General features: G+C 42.2%; 12 protein-coding genes. 4 read left to right on the top strand and 8 right to left on the bottom strand.

Translation table 11 applies throughout. The features are described from left to right. Positions 1 to 14: 14 nt before the first annotated feature. Complete coding sequence (gene yjgA / locus IEY40_RS11930) at positions 15 to 548, bottom strand: ribosome biogenesis factor YjgA (RefSeq protein WP_188956424.1); 534 nt, start codon at positions 546 to 548, stop codon at positions 15 to 17. A 147-nt stretch (positions 549 to 695) separates the two neighbouring features. On the opposite strand from yjgA, the gene pmbA reads away from it, so the two are divergent. Both pmbA and IEY40_RS11920 read left to right on the top strand, forming a co-directional pair. Continuing rightward, positions 696 to 2,075, top strand: a complete 1,380-nt coding sequence (pmbA, locus tag IEY40_RS11925; protein ID WP_188956422.1) for a metalloprotease PmbA — start codon at positions 696 to 698, stop codon at positions 2,073 to 2,075. Between the two features lie 227 nt (positions 2,076 to 2,302). Continuing rightward, complete coding sequence (locus IEY40_RS11920; RefSeq protein ID WP_188956421.1) at positions 2,303 to 3,673, top strand: hypothetical protein; 1,371 nt, start codon at positions 2,303 to 2,305, stop codon at positions 3,671 to 3,673. Positions 3,674 to 3,801: 128 nt separating this feature from the next. Here the strand turns inward: IEY40_RS11920 and rimO are convergent, their stop codons facing one another. Both rimO and IEY40_RS11910 read right to left on the bottom strand, forming a co-directional pair. Continuing rightward, the gene (gene rimO / locus IEY40_RS11915) at positions 3,802 to 5,217 is read right to left on the bottom strand and encodes a 30S ribosomal protein S12 methylthiotransferase RimO (protein ID WP_188956419.1); all 1,416 of its coding nucleotides are present in this window, start codon (positions 5,215 to 5,217) and stop codon (positions 3,802 to 3,804) included. A 223-nt stretch (positions 5,218 to 5,440) separates the two neighbouring features. After that, the gene (locus IEY40_RS11910) at positions 5,441 to 6,880 is read right to left on the bottom strand and encodes a methyl-accepting chemotaxis protein (protein WP_188956417.1); all 1,440 of its coding nucleotides are present in this window, start codon (positions 6,878 to 6,880) and stop codon (positions 5,441 to 5,443) included. 655 nt (positions 6,881 to 7,535) lie between these two features. On the opposite strand from IEY40_RS11910, the gene exeM reads away from it, so the two are divergent. Continuing rightward, positions 7,536 to 10,151: an extracellular exonuclease ExeM gene (exeM, locus tag IEY40_RS11905; protein WP_188956415.1), complete on the top strand. Its 2,616-nt coding sequence runs from the start codon at positions 7,536 to 7,538 to the stop codon at positions 10,149 to 10,151. An 89-nt stretch (positions 10,152 to 10,240) separates the two neighbouring features. On the opposite strand, the gene IEY40_RS11900 is transcribed toward exeM, so the two are convergent. Beyond that, on the bottom strand, positions 10,241 to 11,344 hold the full coding sequence (locus tag IEY40_RS11900) for a phosphoribosylaminoimidazolesuccinocarboxamide synthase (protein WP_188956413.1): 1,104 nt from the start codon (positions 11,342 to 11,344) through the stop codon (positions 10,241 to 10,243). Between the two features lie 208 nt (positions 11,345 to 11,552). Between IEY40_RS11900 and IEY40_RS11895 the strand changes: the two genes are divergently transcribed. Continuing rightward, positions 11,553 to 12,521: a DMT family transporter gene (locus IEY40_RS11895; protein WP_188956411.1), complete on the top strand. Its 969-nt coding sequence runs from the start codon at positions 11,553 to 11,555 to the stop codon at positions 12,519 to 12,521. Between the two features lie 7 nt (positions 12,522 to 12,528). Here IEY40_RS11895 and IEY40_RS11890 read toward each other — a convergent pair whose 3' ends face one another. From IEY40_RS11890 to uvrA, 4 genes are all read right to left on the bottom strand, one after another. Beyond that, the gene (locus tag IEY40_RS11890; protein WP_188956409.1) at positions 12,529 to 12,693 is read right to left on the bottom strand and encodes a hypothetical protein; all 165 of its coding nucleotides are present in this window, start codon (positions 12,691 to 12,693) and stop codon (positions 12,529 to 12,531) included. Positions 12,694 to 13,078: 385 nt separating this feature from the next. Next, positions 13,079 to 14,947 carry a DEAD/DEAH box helicase gene (locus tag IEY40_RS11885; protein ID WP_188956407.1) on the bottom strand — a complete coding sequence of 623 codons (1,869 nt, stop codon included), beginning with the start codon at positions 14,945 to 14,947 and terminating at the stop codon, positions 13,079 to 13,081. Between the two features lie 253 nt (positions 14,948 to 15,200). Continuing rightward, positions 15,201 to 16,172, bottom strand: coding sequence for a M20/M25/M40 family metallo-hydrolase (locus tag IEY40_RS11880; RefSeq protein WP_188956405.1), 972 nt, complete (start codon positions 16,170 to 16,172; stop codon positions 15,201 to 15,203). A 50-nt stretch (positions 16,173 to 16,222) separates the two neighbouring features. Beyond that, a complete protein-coding gene (gene uvrA / locus IEY40_RS11875) occupies positions 16,223 to 19,087 on the bottom strand; it encodes an excinuclease ABC subunit UvrA (RefSeq protein ID WP_188956403.1) in 2,865 nt (954 codons plus the stop codon). Positions 19,088 to 19,188 lie beyond the last annotated feature (101 nt).

Below are 19,188 nucleotides of genomic sequence, written 5' to 3'. Positions count from 1 at the left end.
ATTGAGAGCAGACCCTAGTCTTTGATTTCAGAGCGTAAATATTTAAACAGTTCTTTTGACGACTTTGATTCTGGGCCTTTAGCTAATTCTTTATTAGCTTGGCGGATCAATTGACGTAATTTTTGACGGTCTAATTGTGGATATTGGTCTAATAAGCTTTGAACTTCATCGTCACCATTAGCTAATAAACGCTCACGCATTTTTTCAAAAATCTGTATCTGAGCTGCTTCATTATTGTTCTTGTTCAACACTTTATCGAGTGCCGCTTCAATAGGTTCATGCTCAAATCCGCGCATTAATTTACCAATATATTGTAAATGACGGCGATAAGCTTCGGTTTTTTGTTTAATCAGTTTTGTTTTTAGAATCGCATCATAGAGAAACTCATCTAAACCCATTTTGTCTAATTGAGTTTTGCTCAGCGCCACTAAACGCATGCCAAGTGCTTGAGCATCCTCACTTTCTTTTTTTTCACCTGTTCTGCTGACATAGTTGTCATCATTATCATAGGGCTGCTGAAACAGTTCAGAATCGCCAACAATCTTCATAGTCTTAAACCTCGAGTCAATATGCCTTAATGATAGCATTTATTTGGCATTGAATATGCAGATTTTATTCAAGATAACGGGTTGGTTATCAATCGCCTTTTTTATTTGATATGCTAGCGACAATTAGACTAATTAAAGAGTAAATTTGTGGCTTCTCATCCTTCTTCAGCGCCTAGCGCCAGCGAACCAACACCTAGAATTGATTCTGAATTATCGGCACTAAAAGATGCCGTAGCCGTTGCATTAGAGTACGCCAAACAATTGGGTACCACTGCCGCAGAAGTCGCAATTAGCAAGCAACAAGGCTTGTCGGTATCGACTCGCGAAAAAGAAGTTGAAACAGTTGAATTTAATAAGGATGGCGCATTAGGGATTACTATTTACCGTGATGGCCGCAAAGGTAACTCTTCAACCTCAGATTTAAGCCCTGAAGCTATCCGTGAAGCCGTAAGAGCGGCAGATGGTATTGCCAAATATACCTCAGAAGATCCATTTAGTGGTTTGGCCGATCCCGCTTTAATGGCACAAGATATTCGCGATTTACAGCTATATCATCCACAAGATATTGATGCTGAAGAACTAGCACAATTAGCGATTCGTGCAGAAGTGGCTAGTTTGTCGGTAGACAGTCGTATTCGTAACTCAGATGGTGCCAGTGCCAATGCACATACTGCAGCTAGAGTGTATGGTAACAGCCATGGTTTTTTAAACGGTTATTGTAGCTCGCGTTACAGCTTAAGTTGTGTCGTCATTGGCGAAGAGTCTGACGGCAATATGCAACGTGACTACGACTATACCGTTGCTCGTAAATATAATGATTTACTGTCACCTGAAGCTGTAGGCTTACAGGCAGCAAATAAAACCTTAAGCCGTTTAGATGCACGTAAAATTGCCACGGCAAAAATGCCAGTATTATTTGCACCAGAAATCGCTACCGGTTTAATGGGGCATTTAATCGGCGCAATTAGTGGTAGCAGTATTTATCGTAAGTCGAGCTTCTTAATGGACGCTTTGAATACTCAAATATTCCCAGACTGGTTTAGTATTGAAGAACAGCCGCATTTAATGGGGGCATTGGCCAGCGCTAATTACGACAGTGAAGGTGTTGCTACCCAAGACCGTCGTATTATCGATCGTGGTAACCTAGAAACATATTTATTAACCAGTTACTCAGCACGTAAACTCGGTATGACTAACACTGGCCATGCCGGCGGTATCTACAACTGGACATTAAGCCACACCAATCAAACTTTCGATGATCTGATTAAAACCATGAACACGGGCTTGATTGTCACTGAAGTGATGGGTCAAGGTGTTAATGGTGTTACCGGTGATTACTCGCGCGGCGCGGCAGGTTTTTACGTTGAAAACGGTGAAGTGATGTACCCAGTCGAAGAAATTACCATCGCAGGTAACTTAAAAGACATGTTTAAAGGCATTCAAGGTATTGGCAAAGATCGCGACTTGCGTTCTTCTATTCGTACTGGTGGTATTTTACTCAGTGAAATGAAGATTGCCGGTAACTAATTTTTTACAAATGTACTCCGCTAAGTGCGTAATAGCTTAGGGATGTTACATTAGTTTTAGTTAATATTGAGAGCAAAAGACCTCTTATCGGCCGATAAGGGGTTTTTTTATAACCAAAATAGGCCTTCTTGACGCTTTATATATCTACTTTACCTTTCTTGACAGTCGTTTACGCATGCAAAGAGTCATAATACTGAAAATGTAGCTAAGCGGTTAATGGAGTAATTATGTTTAACAAGAAAGTAAGCCGATTGATAATGTTGTCAGCGGTTGGAGCAGTACTTTTAGGGTGTGGCTCTGATAGTTCTGATAGCAGTAGTAGTGATGTTGCTTATGTACAATATTACAATGCATCACCTAACAGTACCTCAACTTCGTTAGTGCTCGATGATTACGCTTACACAGCAATCGACTTTGCTGATGCAATGCCTCGATATGGTTACAGTGTGGGTAGCACAGATTTAGAGATATATGGCCAAGATGAAGATGGCGAAACAGTCACAATTTACAGTGACACTGTAAGTTTAAAGGATGATGATAATCATTTATTCGTGTTATACGGTGATTACCTTGACCCACAATTACTGGATATAAACTACAACCGCGATGATATGGACGAGCTTAACGCGGATGATGATTATGAATACAGTAAAATGCAGGTGTTAGTCGCTAACGTCGCAACAGACGAAGGCACATTTGATGCGTATATATCACTTGATACTCAAAGTATTGACGAAGCGGTAATGATTGGTAGCGCAGCATATAGCACGTATACCGACTCAACCATTCTTGATACTGATGATTACATTGTGTACCTCACCACAACGGGTACTAAAGACGTGGTTTACACAACCGGCAGTATGGATCTTACCACTGAAACGGTTTACAAATTAGTGATCCGTAACAGCTTTGGCGCAGGTGACATTAAAGTCACCATCGACAGTGTTGATTCAACAACAACGCCAGATAACTATGCAGCGTTAGAAGCCACTGCAGACTACCGAGTGTTTAACGGACTCGAAACTCAAAACATCGATGTTGATGTGGTGAGTAAGCAAGAAACTCAGTACTTATACGATGTTGCATCTTTTGCAGTAACAGATTACCAATCAACTTCGTTCAACGATTATGGTATTACGGTTAGAGATGCCACAAGTAAAACCAAGTTATTTGATAATTTATTGGTAACCTTTAACCAAGATGACGTCAAATCGTTACTGATTTATCAAAAAGCTGACAGCTCTGTTAAAGGCATGGTTATCTCTCAAGACTTACGTCCACGAGCATACGAATATAAAGTCGATGTTGTTAATTTATCATATGATTACGATGATTTAACTGTGTACTTTGTCCGTGACTCAGAAACCATTGAAACAGCAGAATATACCTTGACTGACTTAGACTTTGTTGAACAACAGAGCTTAACATTACCTTCTGATGACTATGAAATTAACATAGTGTATGAAGATGACAATGGCACTCAAACATTGGTGTATCAGTCTGAATCAATGAGTATCAGTGGTAGCAACAATTTTACCTTTGTACTGACGCCAGATACAGAAAGCGCACTAGGTCATAGATTAACGTCATTAGAATAATTGAGCCTAAAGCTGGTCTTTAATACGGTATCAAAGCAGTAATTAAGCCAGTTTAAAGCCTAAAAAGCCGATATCAATGATATCGGCTTTTTTATGTGTTAACGGGTTATAACGCTGACTTATGGAGTTTATTCGTCTTCATCTTCAACTTTTACGCCCCAGACATCATGTTCATCAGCGTGAATAATTTGTACCCAAACTTGGTCACCTGGTTGCACGTCAAACTCGTCGGTTAAATACACTTTTCCGTCAATTTCTGGCGCATCCATGTATGACCGACCAATAGCACCTTCGGTATTCACTTCATCAATTAAGATTAAATACTCTTGGCCAATTCGCGCTTGCAACTTGTCGGCACTGATTTGTGCTTGAAGAGCCATAAAGCGTTGCAATCGATCTTCCATGACATCTTCTGGCACATGGTCTGGTAAATCGTTAGCTTTAGCGCCTTCCACCGGTGAGTATTTAAAGCAACCTACGCGGTCTAATTGTGCTTCTTCCAAAAAGTCTAATAGCTCTTCAAATTCTTCTTCGGTTTCACCAGGAAAACCAACAATAAAGGTTGAACGGATCACTAATTCTGGGCACATCTCACGCCATTTAGCGATGCGCTCTAATACTCTGTCTGAGCTACCAGGACGTTTCATTAACTTCAATATACGTTTGTTAGCATGCTGAAATGGAATGTCTAAATAAGGCAGAATTTTACCTTCAGCCATTAATGGAATAATGTCATCCACATGCGGATAAGGATAAACATAGTGCAAACGTACCCATACACCTTGTTTGGCTAACTCTTCACAAAGCTGTTGCATGTGGGTTTTAACGGGCATGCCGTCCCAAAATGCCGTTTTATGTTTTACATCAACGCCGTAAGCTGAAGTGTCTTGCGAAATAATTAATAATTCTTTTACACCCGCGTTCACTAAACGCTGTGCTTCACCGAGTACATCGCCAATTGGGCGAGAGTCTAAATCACCACGCATTGATGGAATAATGCAGAAGGTACAACGGTGATTACAACCCTCAGATATTTTTAGATAGGCATAATGCTTTGGCGTAAGTTTCACACCGTGATCTGGCACTAAGTCCATAAGTGGATTGTATTTTGGTTTTTCAACATGCAAGTGCACTTGTTTAAGCACTTCGTCATAGGCATGTGGGCCGGTTACGCCTAACACGTTAGGGTGTAGCTCAATGATTTCGTCTTTCTTAACGCCTAAACAGCCAGTAACTAACACTTTACCGTTTGCAGCTAATGCTTCGCCAATCGTTTCTAAAGACTCTTGTACTGCGCTGTCAATAAAGCCACAGGTATTCACAATAACGAGGTCGGCATCGTCATAACTGTTAGTAACGTCATAACCTTCGGTACGTAATTGAGTGAGGATCCGTTCTGAGTCGACGAGGTTTTTTGGACAGCCCAAGGAAACAAAACCGATTCGATTACCAGTACTTGGAGTGCTTGGGCTGTTTGCTTCAAGGGTTTTGACTGGAATATCGAGCGTGGTTGTTTGTTTCGGTGTAAAAGTTTCAACTGTCATAAGATCTCACACATATAGTTTACGATTAACGTTGGCGACAAAATTGCGCGGATTATACCTGAAAGTCATAAAAGGTATAGATCCAGCATGGTTGAAAAGTATACTGCAAAAGCAAGTCTCAGTATAAATAAAAACGGCGCGACATCTGTTGATGTCACGCCGAAGAGAGTTGAGCACTCGTTTGTTATGGGTTATAGCAAACGCATCGTGTTAGTTGCTCATGTTAGTTAGTGCGGTAACGGCTTAAAATTTTACCTAAGTTAGCCGATGCTTTCGTCAGATCTTTCACACCATGTGATGATTGCTGCGATAGCCCACGGATAACATTCGATTTGTGGCGAATTTCAGTCAGTTCTTTGGCGATATCATTCGCGACTGCACTTTGCTCCTCAGATGATGTTGAAATCTGGAAGCTCATGTCCATAATTGAGCGTGAAGACTCGGCAATAGCATCAATGTCAGTGCCAATATTACTGATCAAATCACTACTCGTTTGCGCCTGCTTAACGGTGTCTCGAGTGATGCTGTCGATGTTGAGTGTTTCACTTTGCAGTAACTCAATCATTTTATGAATTTCTACTGTTGCAGCTTGAGTTCGACCTGCAAGGGTGCGTACTTCATCGGCAACCACGGCAAACCCTCGGCCCATTTCACCTGCACGTGCAGCTTCAATTGCGGCATTAAGCGCCAGCAGATTGGTTTGGTCTGAAATAGCATTAATGGTAGTGATCACTTCATTAATATTGGTGGCATTGATTTTTAAGGTATTAACTGAGTTAGAGGTCTGCTCAATGTATGAAGACAATTGCTTAATTTCGTTAATTGCACGTTTTGCTCTGTCGTAGCTTTGGCGAGTGTATTCTGAGTCTTGCTCAACACGCTCGGTAGAGTTACGCGCAATATTAGATACTTCAGCGGCAGAGGCGGTCATTTCTTCCATTGCGGTAGCAACAGAGTCGAGTGATGCGTACTGAAGGTCGATTTGTTCTGCACTTTGTTCTGCATCGCGAGCAAAAGAGTCTGAGGTAGAGTGCAATGTGTCGGTGTTAGTTTTAACTGCAATAACTAGTTCACTTAAGGTGTCCATGGCTTTGTCTAATGCACAGCCAATGGTGCCAAATTCGTCACGCCCAGGGTGAAAACCTAAACGTGATGTTAAATCACCTTTAGCAATCTTTTCAGTGGTATCCCATAACACCCAGAGTGCGCCACCAATAAAGGTCGCATTCCAATAAATCACCAACGCAAATGGCAATATCCATAAAAATGCCATTAGCATGGATGTCATCGCTGCTTGTTTAGCGTCAGACTCTTGGTTATAAACTGATTCGCTCAAAGTATAATATTGGCCTGCAGAGGCATATACCGCGGTTACCGTGTCTTGTGAACGAGTACTCGTTTGGGTACGGCTAGAGACTTGCAAGCCTAAACTCGCAGCTTGTTCGAGCTGACCTGTCGCATCAAGCGCCTGCACCATTGATGCGGCTTTTTGCTCTAGCATCTGTACTGAACGCTGTTCAATTAGCTCTAGTTTGCTGAAATAACTGCTGATGGAAACGCTAGACAAAATAATAAGAAACAGTCCGAAAATAGTCCAAAACTTATCGTTAATAGACATTTTGATGAAGAGTTTATCGATATTTCTGAAATCAACTTGTTTCATAGCGAGGGTACCTAAATCGGTAAATACAATAGATGCAAATAGTAGATGAGCCTGAAGTATTTTGATACTAAATACTAAGCATAACTACAGTTTTTATGAGCTCAAATATAGTTTTTATGAGCTAAATTACAATTATTCTAAATTGATATCGACAATAAATCGAATAGCTAAAGTGATTTCTTGTTTTTCTGCTGCATTGCCTCAGTGCGCTATGCATCTAATTTGCTACAAGTTCATCACAAACAGTACTTTTAAATACGTCAATTCATTCAGTAACCTGTTTTATCATCCCCGCATTATTTTATTGTTTCAAGAGTAAACGATTAAATAGATGAAAATAATTCCATTACAAAACAGCATTTTGTAATGCTATTGGCTTATTTTAAATAATAAGTGTTACAAAAGTTATCTTAATGCTCTGTTATGTCACAAGTATTGTTCTTTGCTTAGTTTTTGTTTTTTAATGAGTATTTGATCACATTTTTAGCCATATTCTTTGGGGAGGATTATTTTGTTCGGCTAATCAAGTAGATAGTGAATTTACATAGTGAGTTTATGTGATCAATGTTCTTTTTTATGTAACAGAACTTTGGGACAATCTGGCCGCATATTACAAAAAAATAGCATTTTTATTACAAAATATGGGGTTAAAAATATGAAAGGACTGACGAAACTAACGGCTGTTTCACTCGCAGTAGCCGCTGCATTGCCAATGATGGCAAATGCAGATGTGCTTATTAGTGAATACGTTGAAGGTAGCTCAAACAACAAAGCTATTGAGCTTTATAACAACGGTGACGCAGCCGTTGATTTAACAGGTTATAAATTAGTCCGTTATAAAGACGGCGATACAACACCGACAGATATGGTCGACCTTGCTGATTCTATTGCAGCGAAAAGCATCAAAGTGGTTTTACATCCAAGTGCGGCAATTACTTTGCCAGCCGGTACCGACTCAATGACCGGTAACCTTTATTTTAATGGCGGCGATGCAGTTGGCCTATTAAAAGACGGTGTATTGGTTGATGTGATTGGCGATATTCCTACGCCAAGTGGCTGGGGACTAGATACTACCTTTCAACGTAATTTGGACGCTTTAACAGCAAGTACAACTTACGCTGCCGCCCAATGGGTTGAGCTAGAAAAAGATACTTTTGGTGGTTTAGGTACGCTAGAAGCTGCAGAGGCTCCAGAGCCAAGCACGTTTACCTGTAATGGCGCTACACTTACCAATATTTATGACATCCAAGGCGCAGGTGATTCAAGCCCATTAATCGTTAGTGGCAGCTATGAGTCGGCTAATGAAGTGACCGTTAAAGGCATTGTTAGCGCTAGAAGTGACAGTTTATATAAAGGTTTCTTTATTCAAGATGCTCAAGGTGACGGTTCTCCATATACTTCTGACGGTATTTTTGTTTATTTGAACGAAGCTGCACCAGACACTGTTCAACCTGGTACTGAAGTGTGTGTGCAAGGTAAAGTTAAAGAGTATTTCGGCTCAACTCAAATTGATATTAAAGACGATCAAAAATTTGAAGTGGGTGTATTAGGTGATGTACCTGCTGCTGTTGAATTCTATGTGGCTGATGGCGAAACTCTTGCACAAGCATTAGAGCGCGTTGAAGGCATGAAAGTGAAGCTAGATGCAGGCAGTGACATGAAAGTCACTCGTACCTTTAGTTTCGATTACTCAAGCTATCGCAACAACATGGTGTTATCGCATAAAGCCCCCTTAATGAAACCGACTCAAGTATTTGAGCCAAACTCAGCAGAAGCGGTAGCATTAAGTGAAGCCAATTTAGTTAACCAGCTATTTGTTGAGTCTGACTATAAGGCCAAAGACGGCGAAGTGCCTTACTTCCCTGACTTTAATGCAGAAACAGGTTATATCCGCGTTGGTGATCAGTTAACTAATCTTGAAGGTGTCATTGGCTACAGCTACAGTTCATACCGTCTTCTAGCGACTAATACTATCACTGCGGGTGACTTTATCCGTGTTGATGATCGCACCGATGCACCAACTGTGGCAGACATGGGCGACATTCGTGTTGCAAGCTTTAACGTACTTAACTTCTTTAATGACGCTGTGGGTGGCGATGCTAACCCATCAAACAGTAACCGCGGCGCATTAACTGAAGACGAAATGGTATTACAACGCACCAAGATTGTGACTGCGCTAGTTGCTATGAATGCTGATGTTGTTGGTTTAATGGAAATTGCTAACAACGGTTTTGGCGAGCTAAGTGCGATTCAAAACTTAGTTGATGCATTAAATGCTGAACTGACAGACGAGCAAGCATATCGCTTTGTTGAAATTGAAGATGCTGACAAGTATGACGGTAAGTATATTGGCAGTGATGCCATTACTGTTGGCATGCTATATCGCCCTGCACGCATTAGTTTAAATGGAGCAGCACAAGTTATTGCGACACCAGAGCAGCACGCTGCTGAAGGTGCTGAAACTCGTGAACAAGGTGATGTCGTTGAATCTAGCCCTAGCTATAACGTATTTCAACGTCATAGCTTAGTGCAAAGCTTTAGTATCAATGACGAAACCCTAACTGTTGTGGTTAATCACCTTAAATCGAAAGGTTCAGGTTGTGTTGAAGACTGGGCAGAGTTTAATGACAACTCTGAGCCTGCTGATTTACAAGGCAAATGTAATGCTTTTCGCGTATCAGCTGCCAAAGTATTAGGTGAGTCACTTAAAGATGTTAATGGCGATGTTTTAGTGATTGGTGACTTAAATGCTTATGGCAAAGAAGATCCTGTCGCGGTATTAACAGACTATGATGCATCAGCAACTGACCATGTAATTCGCACAGCATCTTGGACTACCTTAGACGGTAAAGTGTATGAACGTGAAGGCAGTGTTATTGATAAAGGTTACGGATTAATTAACTTAAATACTCAAGCGCACGGTGCAGACACTTACTCATATAGCTACAACGGTGAATTAGGTAATTTAGACCACGCGTTAGGTAATGCGAGCTTAGCAGCTAAGTTAGTCGGTATTGATGATTGGCACATTAACTCGGTTGAATCGAACCTGTTTGAATATGGCAGCAAGTACACGGGTGAGTTAGCGAAGTCTGAAAATGCATTTTCAGCATCTGATCACGACCCAGTGATCATTGCATTAAGCTACCCAGCGCCAGTCGTAACACCTACACCAGATCCAGTAGAACCAGAGAAATACAGTGATGGTGGCAGCTTAGGCTACTTCGCATTGATGTTATTAGGTGCATTAGGCTTACGCCGTCGCAGTTAATTTTTACTAACGGCTAAGCATTAATAAAAAAGGATGACCATAGTGTCATCCTTTTTATTTCCCCGAGCGCAGGTTGATTAGTTATCAGATTAATCGATTAAATCATATTGCTCACGCAGCACTTTGATTATGTCCGCTTTAGGGTTTGCTGGTAATGCAATGCCACTACCGGTAACTTTTTCAGCCACGCCTGTGTAGGTACGCGACACGTTCATCATGGCTTCAAGTGGCAGGTCATTGTCACGGGCAAGGGCTTCACGCTCAGGCATTCTGTCTTTGTTTAATAGAATGTCGGCATCGTCAAAATGATTCAGTAAGAACTGACGGAAGCCTTCTTTTGAGTTTTCAACAATCTTACCGTCGCGATATGCGGCGCCGTCCCAAATACGTGATGAGTCAGGCGTACCAACTTCATCCATGTAAATTAGTTTTGATTGGCCATTTTTGTCATTGACGTAGCCAAATTCAAACTTAGTATCGACAAATACCTGATCAAGTTTTGCTAGCGCGTCAGAAATAACTTTGAAACCTTGTTTGAGCAAGGTTTCATATAGGTCGATATCTTGTGGCTTTTCAAAACCGAATGCCTGATAGTTGGCTTCAATGTCGCTGCGACTGATATTTACGTCATCCTGCGCAGGCACGCCTGGAATACCAGTTAAAATGCCTTTGGTTGAAGGAGTGATCAGTAACTCTGGCAGTTTTTGATCTTTAGTTAAGCCTTCTGGCAAAGTGATGCCACAAAATACCCGCTCGCCTTTTGAGTAGGCGCGCCACATTGATCCAGTAATGTATTGGCGACAAATCGCTTCAACTTTAATTGGACGGGCTTTTTGTACTATCCACACAAACGGGTGTGGAATATCTAAAATATGGCTATCGGCTAAATTGTTTTCAGCAAATAAGCCAAACCAGTGGTTGGAAATCGCATTCAATGCAGCGCCTTTACCTGGAATACCTTGCAAATTACCTTCGCCATGGAAAATACAATCAAATGCAGAGATTCGGTCACTGATCACCATAATCGCCAGAGGAGTGTCTTCTGGGACATCGTAACCTTTATCGCGGATCAAGCGACGGCTATCGGTATCGGTTAACCAATAAACACTGCGAACTTTGCCACTGTGGACTGGCTTGTCGGTACGGATAGGTAAATCATTGTTCACGGCAAGAACGGAATCGGCAAGACTCATGCGAGTGTTCCTTAGGTAGTAGGGCACATAGGTTTTTTATGGCGGCTATTTTACCTGCATTCAAAGCGTTTGCACGATAAAAGGAGTGGCTAAAATAGGCTTTTTTGTTATGCGAACAATCAACCATAAGGTTAGCCTTTCTAGATAAAGACTTTATTAGGTTAATCAGGCAAAATTCACGCCTTAATGATGTTATGGATAAACCAACGTGAACAGCAATCAAGAAAGCGCGAATACTCGTTTAGGATTAATTTTTGTTTCTATAGCGGTGTTTTTTTGGGGCATTTTACCTATAGCATTAAAGTTGTCTGGCGGTTTTATTACTCCAGTGACATTAACTTGGTTTCGCTTTTTAATGGCGCTAGTTGTGACATTGTTGATTCAATGGAAATTGGGTGCACTACGGCAATTTGTAGGATTACCAAGATTTACTTGGTTGAAACTGACGTTGGCTGGTGTGTTGTTGATGTGTAATTACGTGTCTTTTGTGTATTCACTGGGATACTTAGCGCCAGGTACTGCGCAACTTAACTTTCAAACAGCACCATTTTTCTTGGCATTTGGTGGCGTATTATTTTTTAAAGAACGTTTTAATGCTTTTCAGCTCAGTTGTTTTGCCACGCTTGCACTTGGCATGTTGATGTTTTTCCATCCGCAGCTCGATATGGATCAAGCTCGTGATCAGCAAGTGCTTATCGGCATTATGATTGTACAATTTTCGGTGATGTCGTGGACCAGTTATGCGCTATTACAAAAATCGATGAGCCAACAGTTGTCGCCCAGTAATGTGCTGTTATTTATCTATGCATTAGGTATTGTTGCTATGGCGCCGTTTTGCGATTTTAGTCAGTTTGAGGCCATGACATTAAACCAATGGTGGATAGTATTATTTTGTGGTGCTAACACCTTAATTGCTTATGGCTGTTTTGGTCAGGCGTTACATTATTGGCCGACGGCGCAAGTGAGTGCCATGTTATCGTTAACGCCAGTATTGAGTTTTACGGCTACTGAGATTGTCGTGAGTTTAGGCTGGTGGAGCGAAGTCTTTAGCAGTGCCAATATCGATTTATTATCATTGATGGGCATTGTGTTGATTGTATGCGCAGTATTTACGGTGCAAATCGTTCCTATGTATCAAAAGCGTAAGCAGGCAAAAGCGTTTAGAACTGTATTGTAGTTTTTGTTTAGTATTGACTAGCAAGATAATAGAGCATTAAGAAGAATGCGCTAAAAATCACGCCGCCAATGATAATCATCCACAATAAAGTTTTATCTTGTTTAGCTGATTGAGCTAGATCCATAGGTGACGAGCCACCAACTATCTGTAAAATGAAGGCTAAAAAATCCATTTAGATTACCTATCGGGTTAATTCATTCGAGAGTAATTATATTACCTACATCCCTTTAGTTGCCAAATTAATTAACCTGAAATCGGGATAATAAACGCCTTTCAAACAGTCCTTTGCCCTGCTAACTGCGTTGAATCGACTTGCAATAGGCTAGCTATTGACGCGTCAATTCGCCTTGTTAGCAGAACAAATGACAAGCTTGAAAGTGAGGGTGGGTAACGTGTTGATTTTAAATGATATAAGTTCATTCCTTATCCCGAACTCAGGTTAATTAGTGTTAATTGGTTTTATCATTCTTAACTTATAAAAAAATGGGTTTAACCAAATGCAGAAAACAAAAATGGAGCCCTTAGGCTCCATTTTTTTGTGTCATTCAACTGAATGATTAACCGTTGTCGCGTGGCTTACGTGGACGACGTTCAACACTTGCAGGACGGTCGCCGGCAGGACGGTCACCACGTGGACGATCACCACGAGGGCGGTCGCTACGAGGCTTGCGTGGAGCACCACGGCCTGAGTCTACAAATACTTCATCGCCAGCTTCACGAATGTTTAACGGACGACCACATACACGCACCTTTCTTAGGTGAGCAAGGATGTCTTTTGGCATTCCGTCTGGTAAGTCAACAGTCGTTACTTGGTCGAATAATTGGATTTGACCAATGAAACGGCTGTCAATGTTAGCTTCGTTAGCGATAGCACCAACGATGTTACCTACACCAACGCCATTTTCACGACCCACATCGATAACATAACGGTTCATTTTAACGTCTGGGTTATCTTTTAGTGTGTCTGCACTACCAAAGCTGGTTGGTGCTGGACGGCTGCTGCGATCACTACGTTCACGACGTGGACGGTCACCACGGTCGCTGTTGCGGTCACCGCGGTCGCTACCACGATCACTGCGCTCGTCACGTGAGTCACGTTGACGTTCAGTAATAGTTGGTAATTGTAATGGACGTTCTTGCTGCACTTGTTGTAACAATGCTGCAGCAAGTAAGTCTGTATCAACTTCAAGCTGTTGGCATAATTCAGCCACTGCGTTTTTCATGAAATCTAAGTCGCCATTGATGGTTTCTTGGATTTGCTCGCCTAAACGAGATAAACGACGCTCTGCAACAGTTTCAGGGCTAGGGACTTTCATTGGCGAAATACGGCTGTTTGTAGCGCGTTCGATAGTGCGTAACATACGCATTTCACGGTTGGTTACAAACAAGATTGCCATACCAGTACGGCCAGCACGGCCAGTACGACCGATACGGTGTACATAGGCTTCTGAATCATAAGGAATATCGTAGTTTACAACGTGGCCAATACGCTCAACGTCTAAACCACGTGCCGCAACGTCAGTCGCGATCAAAATGTCTAGCTTGCCGCGTTTTAATTGGTCAACAGCACGCTCACGTGCTTGCTGGTTCATGTCACCGTGTAGTGGTGATGATGCGTAACCGCGTGCTTCTAATTTTTCTGCTAATTCAACACAGCTATTACGTGTACGTACGAAAATGATAATACCTTCAGTATTTTCAACTTCTAATACGCGAACTAACGCTTCAAGTTTGTTGTGTTGTGATACTTGCACATAACGTTGGTCAATTGACTCTACCGTTGTGTGGCTGGCAGCAATGCTGATGTTAACTGGATTGTTCAAATGCTTAGCTGCTACGCGCTTGATTTGCTCTGGCATAGTTGCTGAGAATAATGCAAGTTGGCTGTCAGCAGGCTTGTGCTCTAATACCCATTCGATATCATCGATGAAGCCCATTTTTAACATTTCATCAGCTTCATCAAGCACTAATGCTTTTAATGAGTCTAATTTTAGTGTGCCACGACGCATGTGATCCATTACACGACCAGGTGTACCAACAATCACTTGTGGGCCACGCTTAAGGGCGTTTAACTGTTGTTGCATGCTTTGACCACCGTAAATCGGCAGTACGTGGAAGCCTTTCATGTGTTTTGCATAGCTACCAAAAGCTTCTGCAACCTGAACGGCTAGTTCACGAGTTGGAGCCAACACTAAAATCTGTGGAGCATTGATTTTCATGTCGATTTTGTTTAGTAAAGGCAGGGCAAAAGCACCTGTTTTACCTGTACCGGTTTGCGCTTGACCGATAATATCTTTACCAGCCATAAGCGGGTCGATACTAGCAGACTGAATTGGAGTTGGTTTTTCATAACCAAGCTCGTCAAGTGAACGCAACAAATACTCAGACAGGCCGAGTTCGCGGAAAGTTCTTTCATTGGATGACATTGAGTTGTAGCCTTGTGGATGCGCACGAAGTTCGGAAGCTCGTGCTAAAGTTTCACAGACAGAAAATCAACCCCGTGTCGATTTCCCGCGCCGATAAGGGGGCATATTATAGCAGCAAGTATGCGATTTGACCACGTAAAAACTAAAAATAAACCTTAATTTGCACAATAATAGTTAAGATTGGCCTGATTCTTGATTTATGGCACGCAGTAATTGCTTGAAAAATGAGCGCTTGTTGCATGTTATGGTGTGTTTATGGCGTTACAGTGAGTTTATCGATACTTAACAGTTGATATACGGTTTCGACCACGGCAACGATAAATTCGATATCAAGGGTGTCTGTTGTGTCATTTTCGGTGTGGTATTGCGCATGTGGCGGCACGCCAAAATACACCCATTTATAGCCCGCTTTGTGAAACGGATAATGATCTGATGCTCTTAACCAATCGGTTTTTTGTAAGCTTCCGCTGAGTAATTTACGATGGTGAGTACGAATGCATAATTGGGTTTGTTGCATCAATTGTGCTTGAATATATTCAAACTGCTGTAGATTTTTTTCCCCTTCCATATATATCGCTCGGCGCCGATTAGGGTGTCCAATCATGTCAAGATTAACGCTTAACTCCACTTCAACAGTGGGATCTTGTTGCAGTAACTTTACTAAGGCGTAACTGCCAAATAATCCCGGTTCTTCTGCATCGGTTGCGACCAACATCAAGTTGATATCATCTACTGGAGCGTGCTGTTGCCAACGCTGGGCTATAGCGAGCATACCCGCTACCCCAGAGGCGTTATCATCTGCCCCAGGAAAAAATTGACTGCCTTTTTGGCCTAAATGATCGTAATGGGCAGTAATAATACGCCAGCGACGTGATGGTACCTTTGCTGGAATAGTGGCGACTAAATTAGTCCCCGTTACTGTTGAGAATTGATAGTCAAAAATAAAAGGTATCGCAAATTCTGTTCGCCAAGGCTTAAGCTCAAGTTGATTAAAGCGTGCTATCAAAAATGCTTGCGTGGCTTGTGAGCCCGCTGTGGCTGTTTTACGCCCTTGAAATTCTGCGGAGGTAAGTTGAGTTATATCTTGGCTGATTTGTTGCTCGGCGTCAGGCCACGAAGTGATTAGCTCGGATGAACATTCGGGCAAGTTTGAACTGCAACCGCCTATGAGACTAGTAAATAACAGTAACCCAGCCACTCGATAATACATGAGAGGTTGAACCATATTTGTATTCTCCTCTGAATGATTAAGTGGCTAGGTTGCCGTTTATTGGGTTACTTTTTTGTTTTCGTTTTTTTCGCGCGCTGCTTATGAATAGCAAGCATTGGTTTTAAGAATCGAGCGGTATGCGACTCTGGATGCTCGGCGACATCTTCAGGGCTGCCTGTTGCTAAAATCATTCCGCCGCCAGCGCCACCTTCAGGGCCTAAGTCAATAATCCAGTCTGCGGTTTTAATCACATCTAAATTATGTTCAATCACCACAACGGTGTTGCCATGCGACTTTAAGCGATGCAATACATCTAACAATAGTTGAATGTCTGCAAAGTGAAGCCCTGTAGTGGGTTCATCTAAAATGTACAAGGTTTTGCCTGTATCGCGTTTAGATAACTCTTTAGCCAGCTTAACGCGCTGTGCTTCACCGCCAGATAAGGTTGTCGCGCTCTGTCCCAAACGAATGTAAGACAAACCAACGTCGATTAAGGTTTGCAGTTTACGTGCGATGGATGGGATAGCATCAAAATAGCTACGCGCATCTTCAACGGTCATTTGCAGCACTTCGTGAATGTTTTTGCCCTTGTATTTTACTTCTAAGGTTTCGCGGTTATAGCGCTTACCTTTACATGAGTCACAAGGCACATACACATCGGGTAAAAAATGCATTTCTACTTTAATTAAGCCATCGCCCTGGCAAGCTTCACAACGCCCGCCTTTAACGTTAAACGAGAAGCGGCCCACTTGATAACCCCGGGTGCGCGATTCTTGCGTGCCGGCAAATAGTTCACGTATTGGGGTAAAAATACCCGTGTAAGTTGCAGGGTTTGAGCGCGGAGTGCGGCCAATTGGGCTTTGGTCGATGTCGACGACTTTGTCACATTGCTCCATACCTTTAATGCTTTTATAAGGTGCGGGTTCATCGACCGTGGCGCCGTTGAGCATGCGATGGGCAATTTTAAAGAAGGTATCATTAATTAAGGTTGATTTACCTGAGCCTGATACACCGGTAACGCAAGTAAACAGACCAATCGGAATGGTTAAGTCGACATCTCTTAAATTGTTCCCAGAAGCGCCAAATAGCTCAATGACTTTTTTAGGGTCGATTGGTGTGCGCTCATCACTGATGTGAATTTGTTTTTTACCAGAAATATATTGGCCAGTGACTGACTCTTCGCAGTTAAGAATGTCTTCTAATGTGCCATCGCAAATCACTTCACCGCCATGTACACCTGCACCAGGACCGATATCGATAACATGGTCAGCTAGACGAATGGCATCTTCATCGTGTTCGACCACAATGACGGTGTTACCTAAATCTCGCAGGTGGATAAGCGTTTGCAATAAACGTTCGTTATCGCGTTGATGTAAACCAATAGAGGGTTCATCCAGCACGTACATTACGCCCACAAGCCCTGCGCCAATTTGGCTGGCTAGGCGAATACGTTGTGCTTCGCCGCCCGATAAGGTTTCTGCAGAGCGCGATAAGCTTAAATAATTGAGGCCAACATTAACTAAAAAACCTAAACGTTGACTGATTTCTTTTAAGATTTTTTCAGCAATTTGCGCGCGTTGACCTTCAAACTCGACAGTATCAAAGTACTCTTTAGTTTCACCTATAGACCAGGTGGTTAATTGCGGTAAATTAAGTTCGCCAATAAACACGTTGCGGGCTTCTTCACGCAAACGCGATCCGCCACAGCTGTTACAAGGCTGCATATTAATAAATTTAGACAACTCATCGCGTACCGAATTGCTTTCTGTTTCGCGATAACGGCGGTCCATGTTATTTAAAATGCCTTCAAATGGATGGTTACGCACCACCACATCGCCGCGATCGTTAATGTACTTAAAGGCAATGTTTTGTTTGCCTGAGCCGTACAAGACAATCTTTTTCACTTTATCACTGAGCTCGGAAAACGGCTTTTCAACATCAAATTTGTAATGTTCTGCTAATGAGCTGAGCATTTGGAAGTAGTAAAAATTGCGTCTGTCCCAACCTCTAACTGCGCCACCGGCTAATGATAACTCATCGTTGGTGATCACACGGTCTGGGTCAAAAAATTGTTGTACGCCTAAGCCGTCACAAGTTTGACAAGCACCTGCAGGATTGTTGAACGAAAAAATTCGAGGCTCAAGCTCGGCCATTGAATAACCACAGTGTGGGCAGGCAAAATTAGCCGAAAACACTAACTCTTCGGTATCAGAGTCTTCCATGCTAGCAATTTTTGCGATACCACCAGAGAGTTCTAATGCCGTTTCGAATGACTCCGCTAAACGCTGTTTAATGTCATCACGCACTTTAAAACGATCTACAACTACTTCAATAGTGTGCTTTATGTGTAAGTCTAACGTCGGTGGGTCGGTTAAATCACACACTTCGCCGTCAATGCGGGCGCGGATATAACCTTGGGCAGACAAGCTTTCAAGTAGCTTAACGTGCTCACCTTTACGGTCGTTTACTACAGGAGCAAGTAACATTTGGCGACTGTCTTGCGGCATAGCTAAGACTTTATCAACCATCTGACTGACCGTTTGTGCCGACAAGGGTAAATTATGTGTTGGGCAGCGAGGCTCACCTACACGTGCAAATAGCAAGCGTAAATAATCGTAGATTTCGGTAATGGTGCCCACTGTAGAACGTGGATTATGCGATGTTGATTTTTGCTCGATTGAAATCGCTGGGCTTAAGCCTTCGATATGATCAACATCGGGTTTTTCCATCATACTTAAGAACTGACGCGCATAAGCTGACAAAGATTCTACGTAACGACGCTGGCCTTCTGCATACAAGGTATCGAAGGCTAAAGATGATTTCCCGGAACCAGATAATCCAGTAATAACAATAAGTTTGTCACGTGGGATTGTAAGATTGATGTTTTTTAGATTGTGGGTACGGGCACCGCGAATTTCAATTTTATCCATCTATCTCGCTCTATGACTAGTGTAAACAAAACGATGATCAGTATCGCATAGATATGGATGTACTTCAGATCAATTTTGTTAAGAATGATTTTAACAGTACG

The sequence above is a fragment of the Shewanella ulleungensis genome (genome assembly GCF_014648315.1).
Taxonomy (GTDB): Bacteria; Pseudomonadota; Gammaproteobacteria; order Enterobacterales; family Shewanellaceae; genus Shewanella; species Shewanella ulleungensis.
The sequence above is the reverse complement of the archived record's forward strand: the minus strand, read 5'-3'. Positions and strand labels throughout refer to the sequence as shown.

What these genes read in the sequence shown, in the direction of transcription:
- yjgA (WP_188956424.1), bottom strand. Translation starts at nt 548, where the DNA reads ATGAAGATTGTTGGCGATTCTGAACTGTTTCAGCAGCCCTATGATAAT.
- IEY40_RS11920 (WP_188956421.1), top strand. Translation starts at nt 2,303, where the DNA reads ATGTTTAACAAGAAAGTAAGCCGATTGATAATGTTGTCAGCGGTTGGA.
- rimO (WP_188956419.1), bottom strand. Translation starts at nt 5,217, where the DNA reads ATGACAGTTGAAACTTTTACACCGAAACAAACAACCACGCTCGATATT.
- IEY40_RS11910 (WP_188956417.1), bottom strand. Translation starts at nt 6,880, where the DNA reads ATGAAACAAGTTGATTTCAGAAATATCGATAAACTCTTCATCAAAATG.
- exeM (WP_188956415.1), top strand. Translation starts at nt 7,536, where the DNA reads ATGAAAGGACTGACGAAACTAACGGCTGTTTCACTCGCAGTAGCCGCT.
- IEY40_RS11900 (WP_188956413.1), bottom strand. Translation starts at nt 11,344, where the DNA reads ATGAGTCTTGCCGATTCCGTTCTTGCCGTGAACAATGATTTACCTATC.
- IEY40_RS11890 (WP_188956409.1), bottom strand. Translation starts at nt 12,693, where the DNA reads ATGGATTTTTTAGCCTTCATTTTACAGATAGTTGGTGGCTCGTCACCT.
- IEY40_RS11885 (WP_188956407.1), bottom strand. Translation starts at nt 14,947, where the DNA reads ATGTCATCCAATGAAAGAACTTTCCGCGAACTCGGCCTGTCTGAGTAT.
- IEY40_RS11880 (WP_188956405.1), bottom strand. Translation starts at nt 16,172, where the DNA reads ATGGTTCAACCTCTCATGTATTATCGAGTGGCTGGGTTACTGTTATTT.
- uvrA (WP_188956403.1), bottom strand. Translation starts at nt 19,087, where the DNA reads ATGGATAAAATTGAAATTCGCGGTGCCCGTACCCACAATCTAAAAAAC.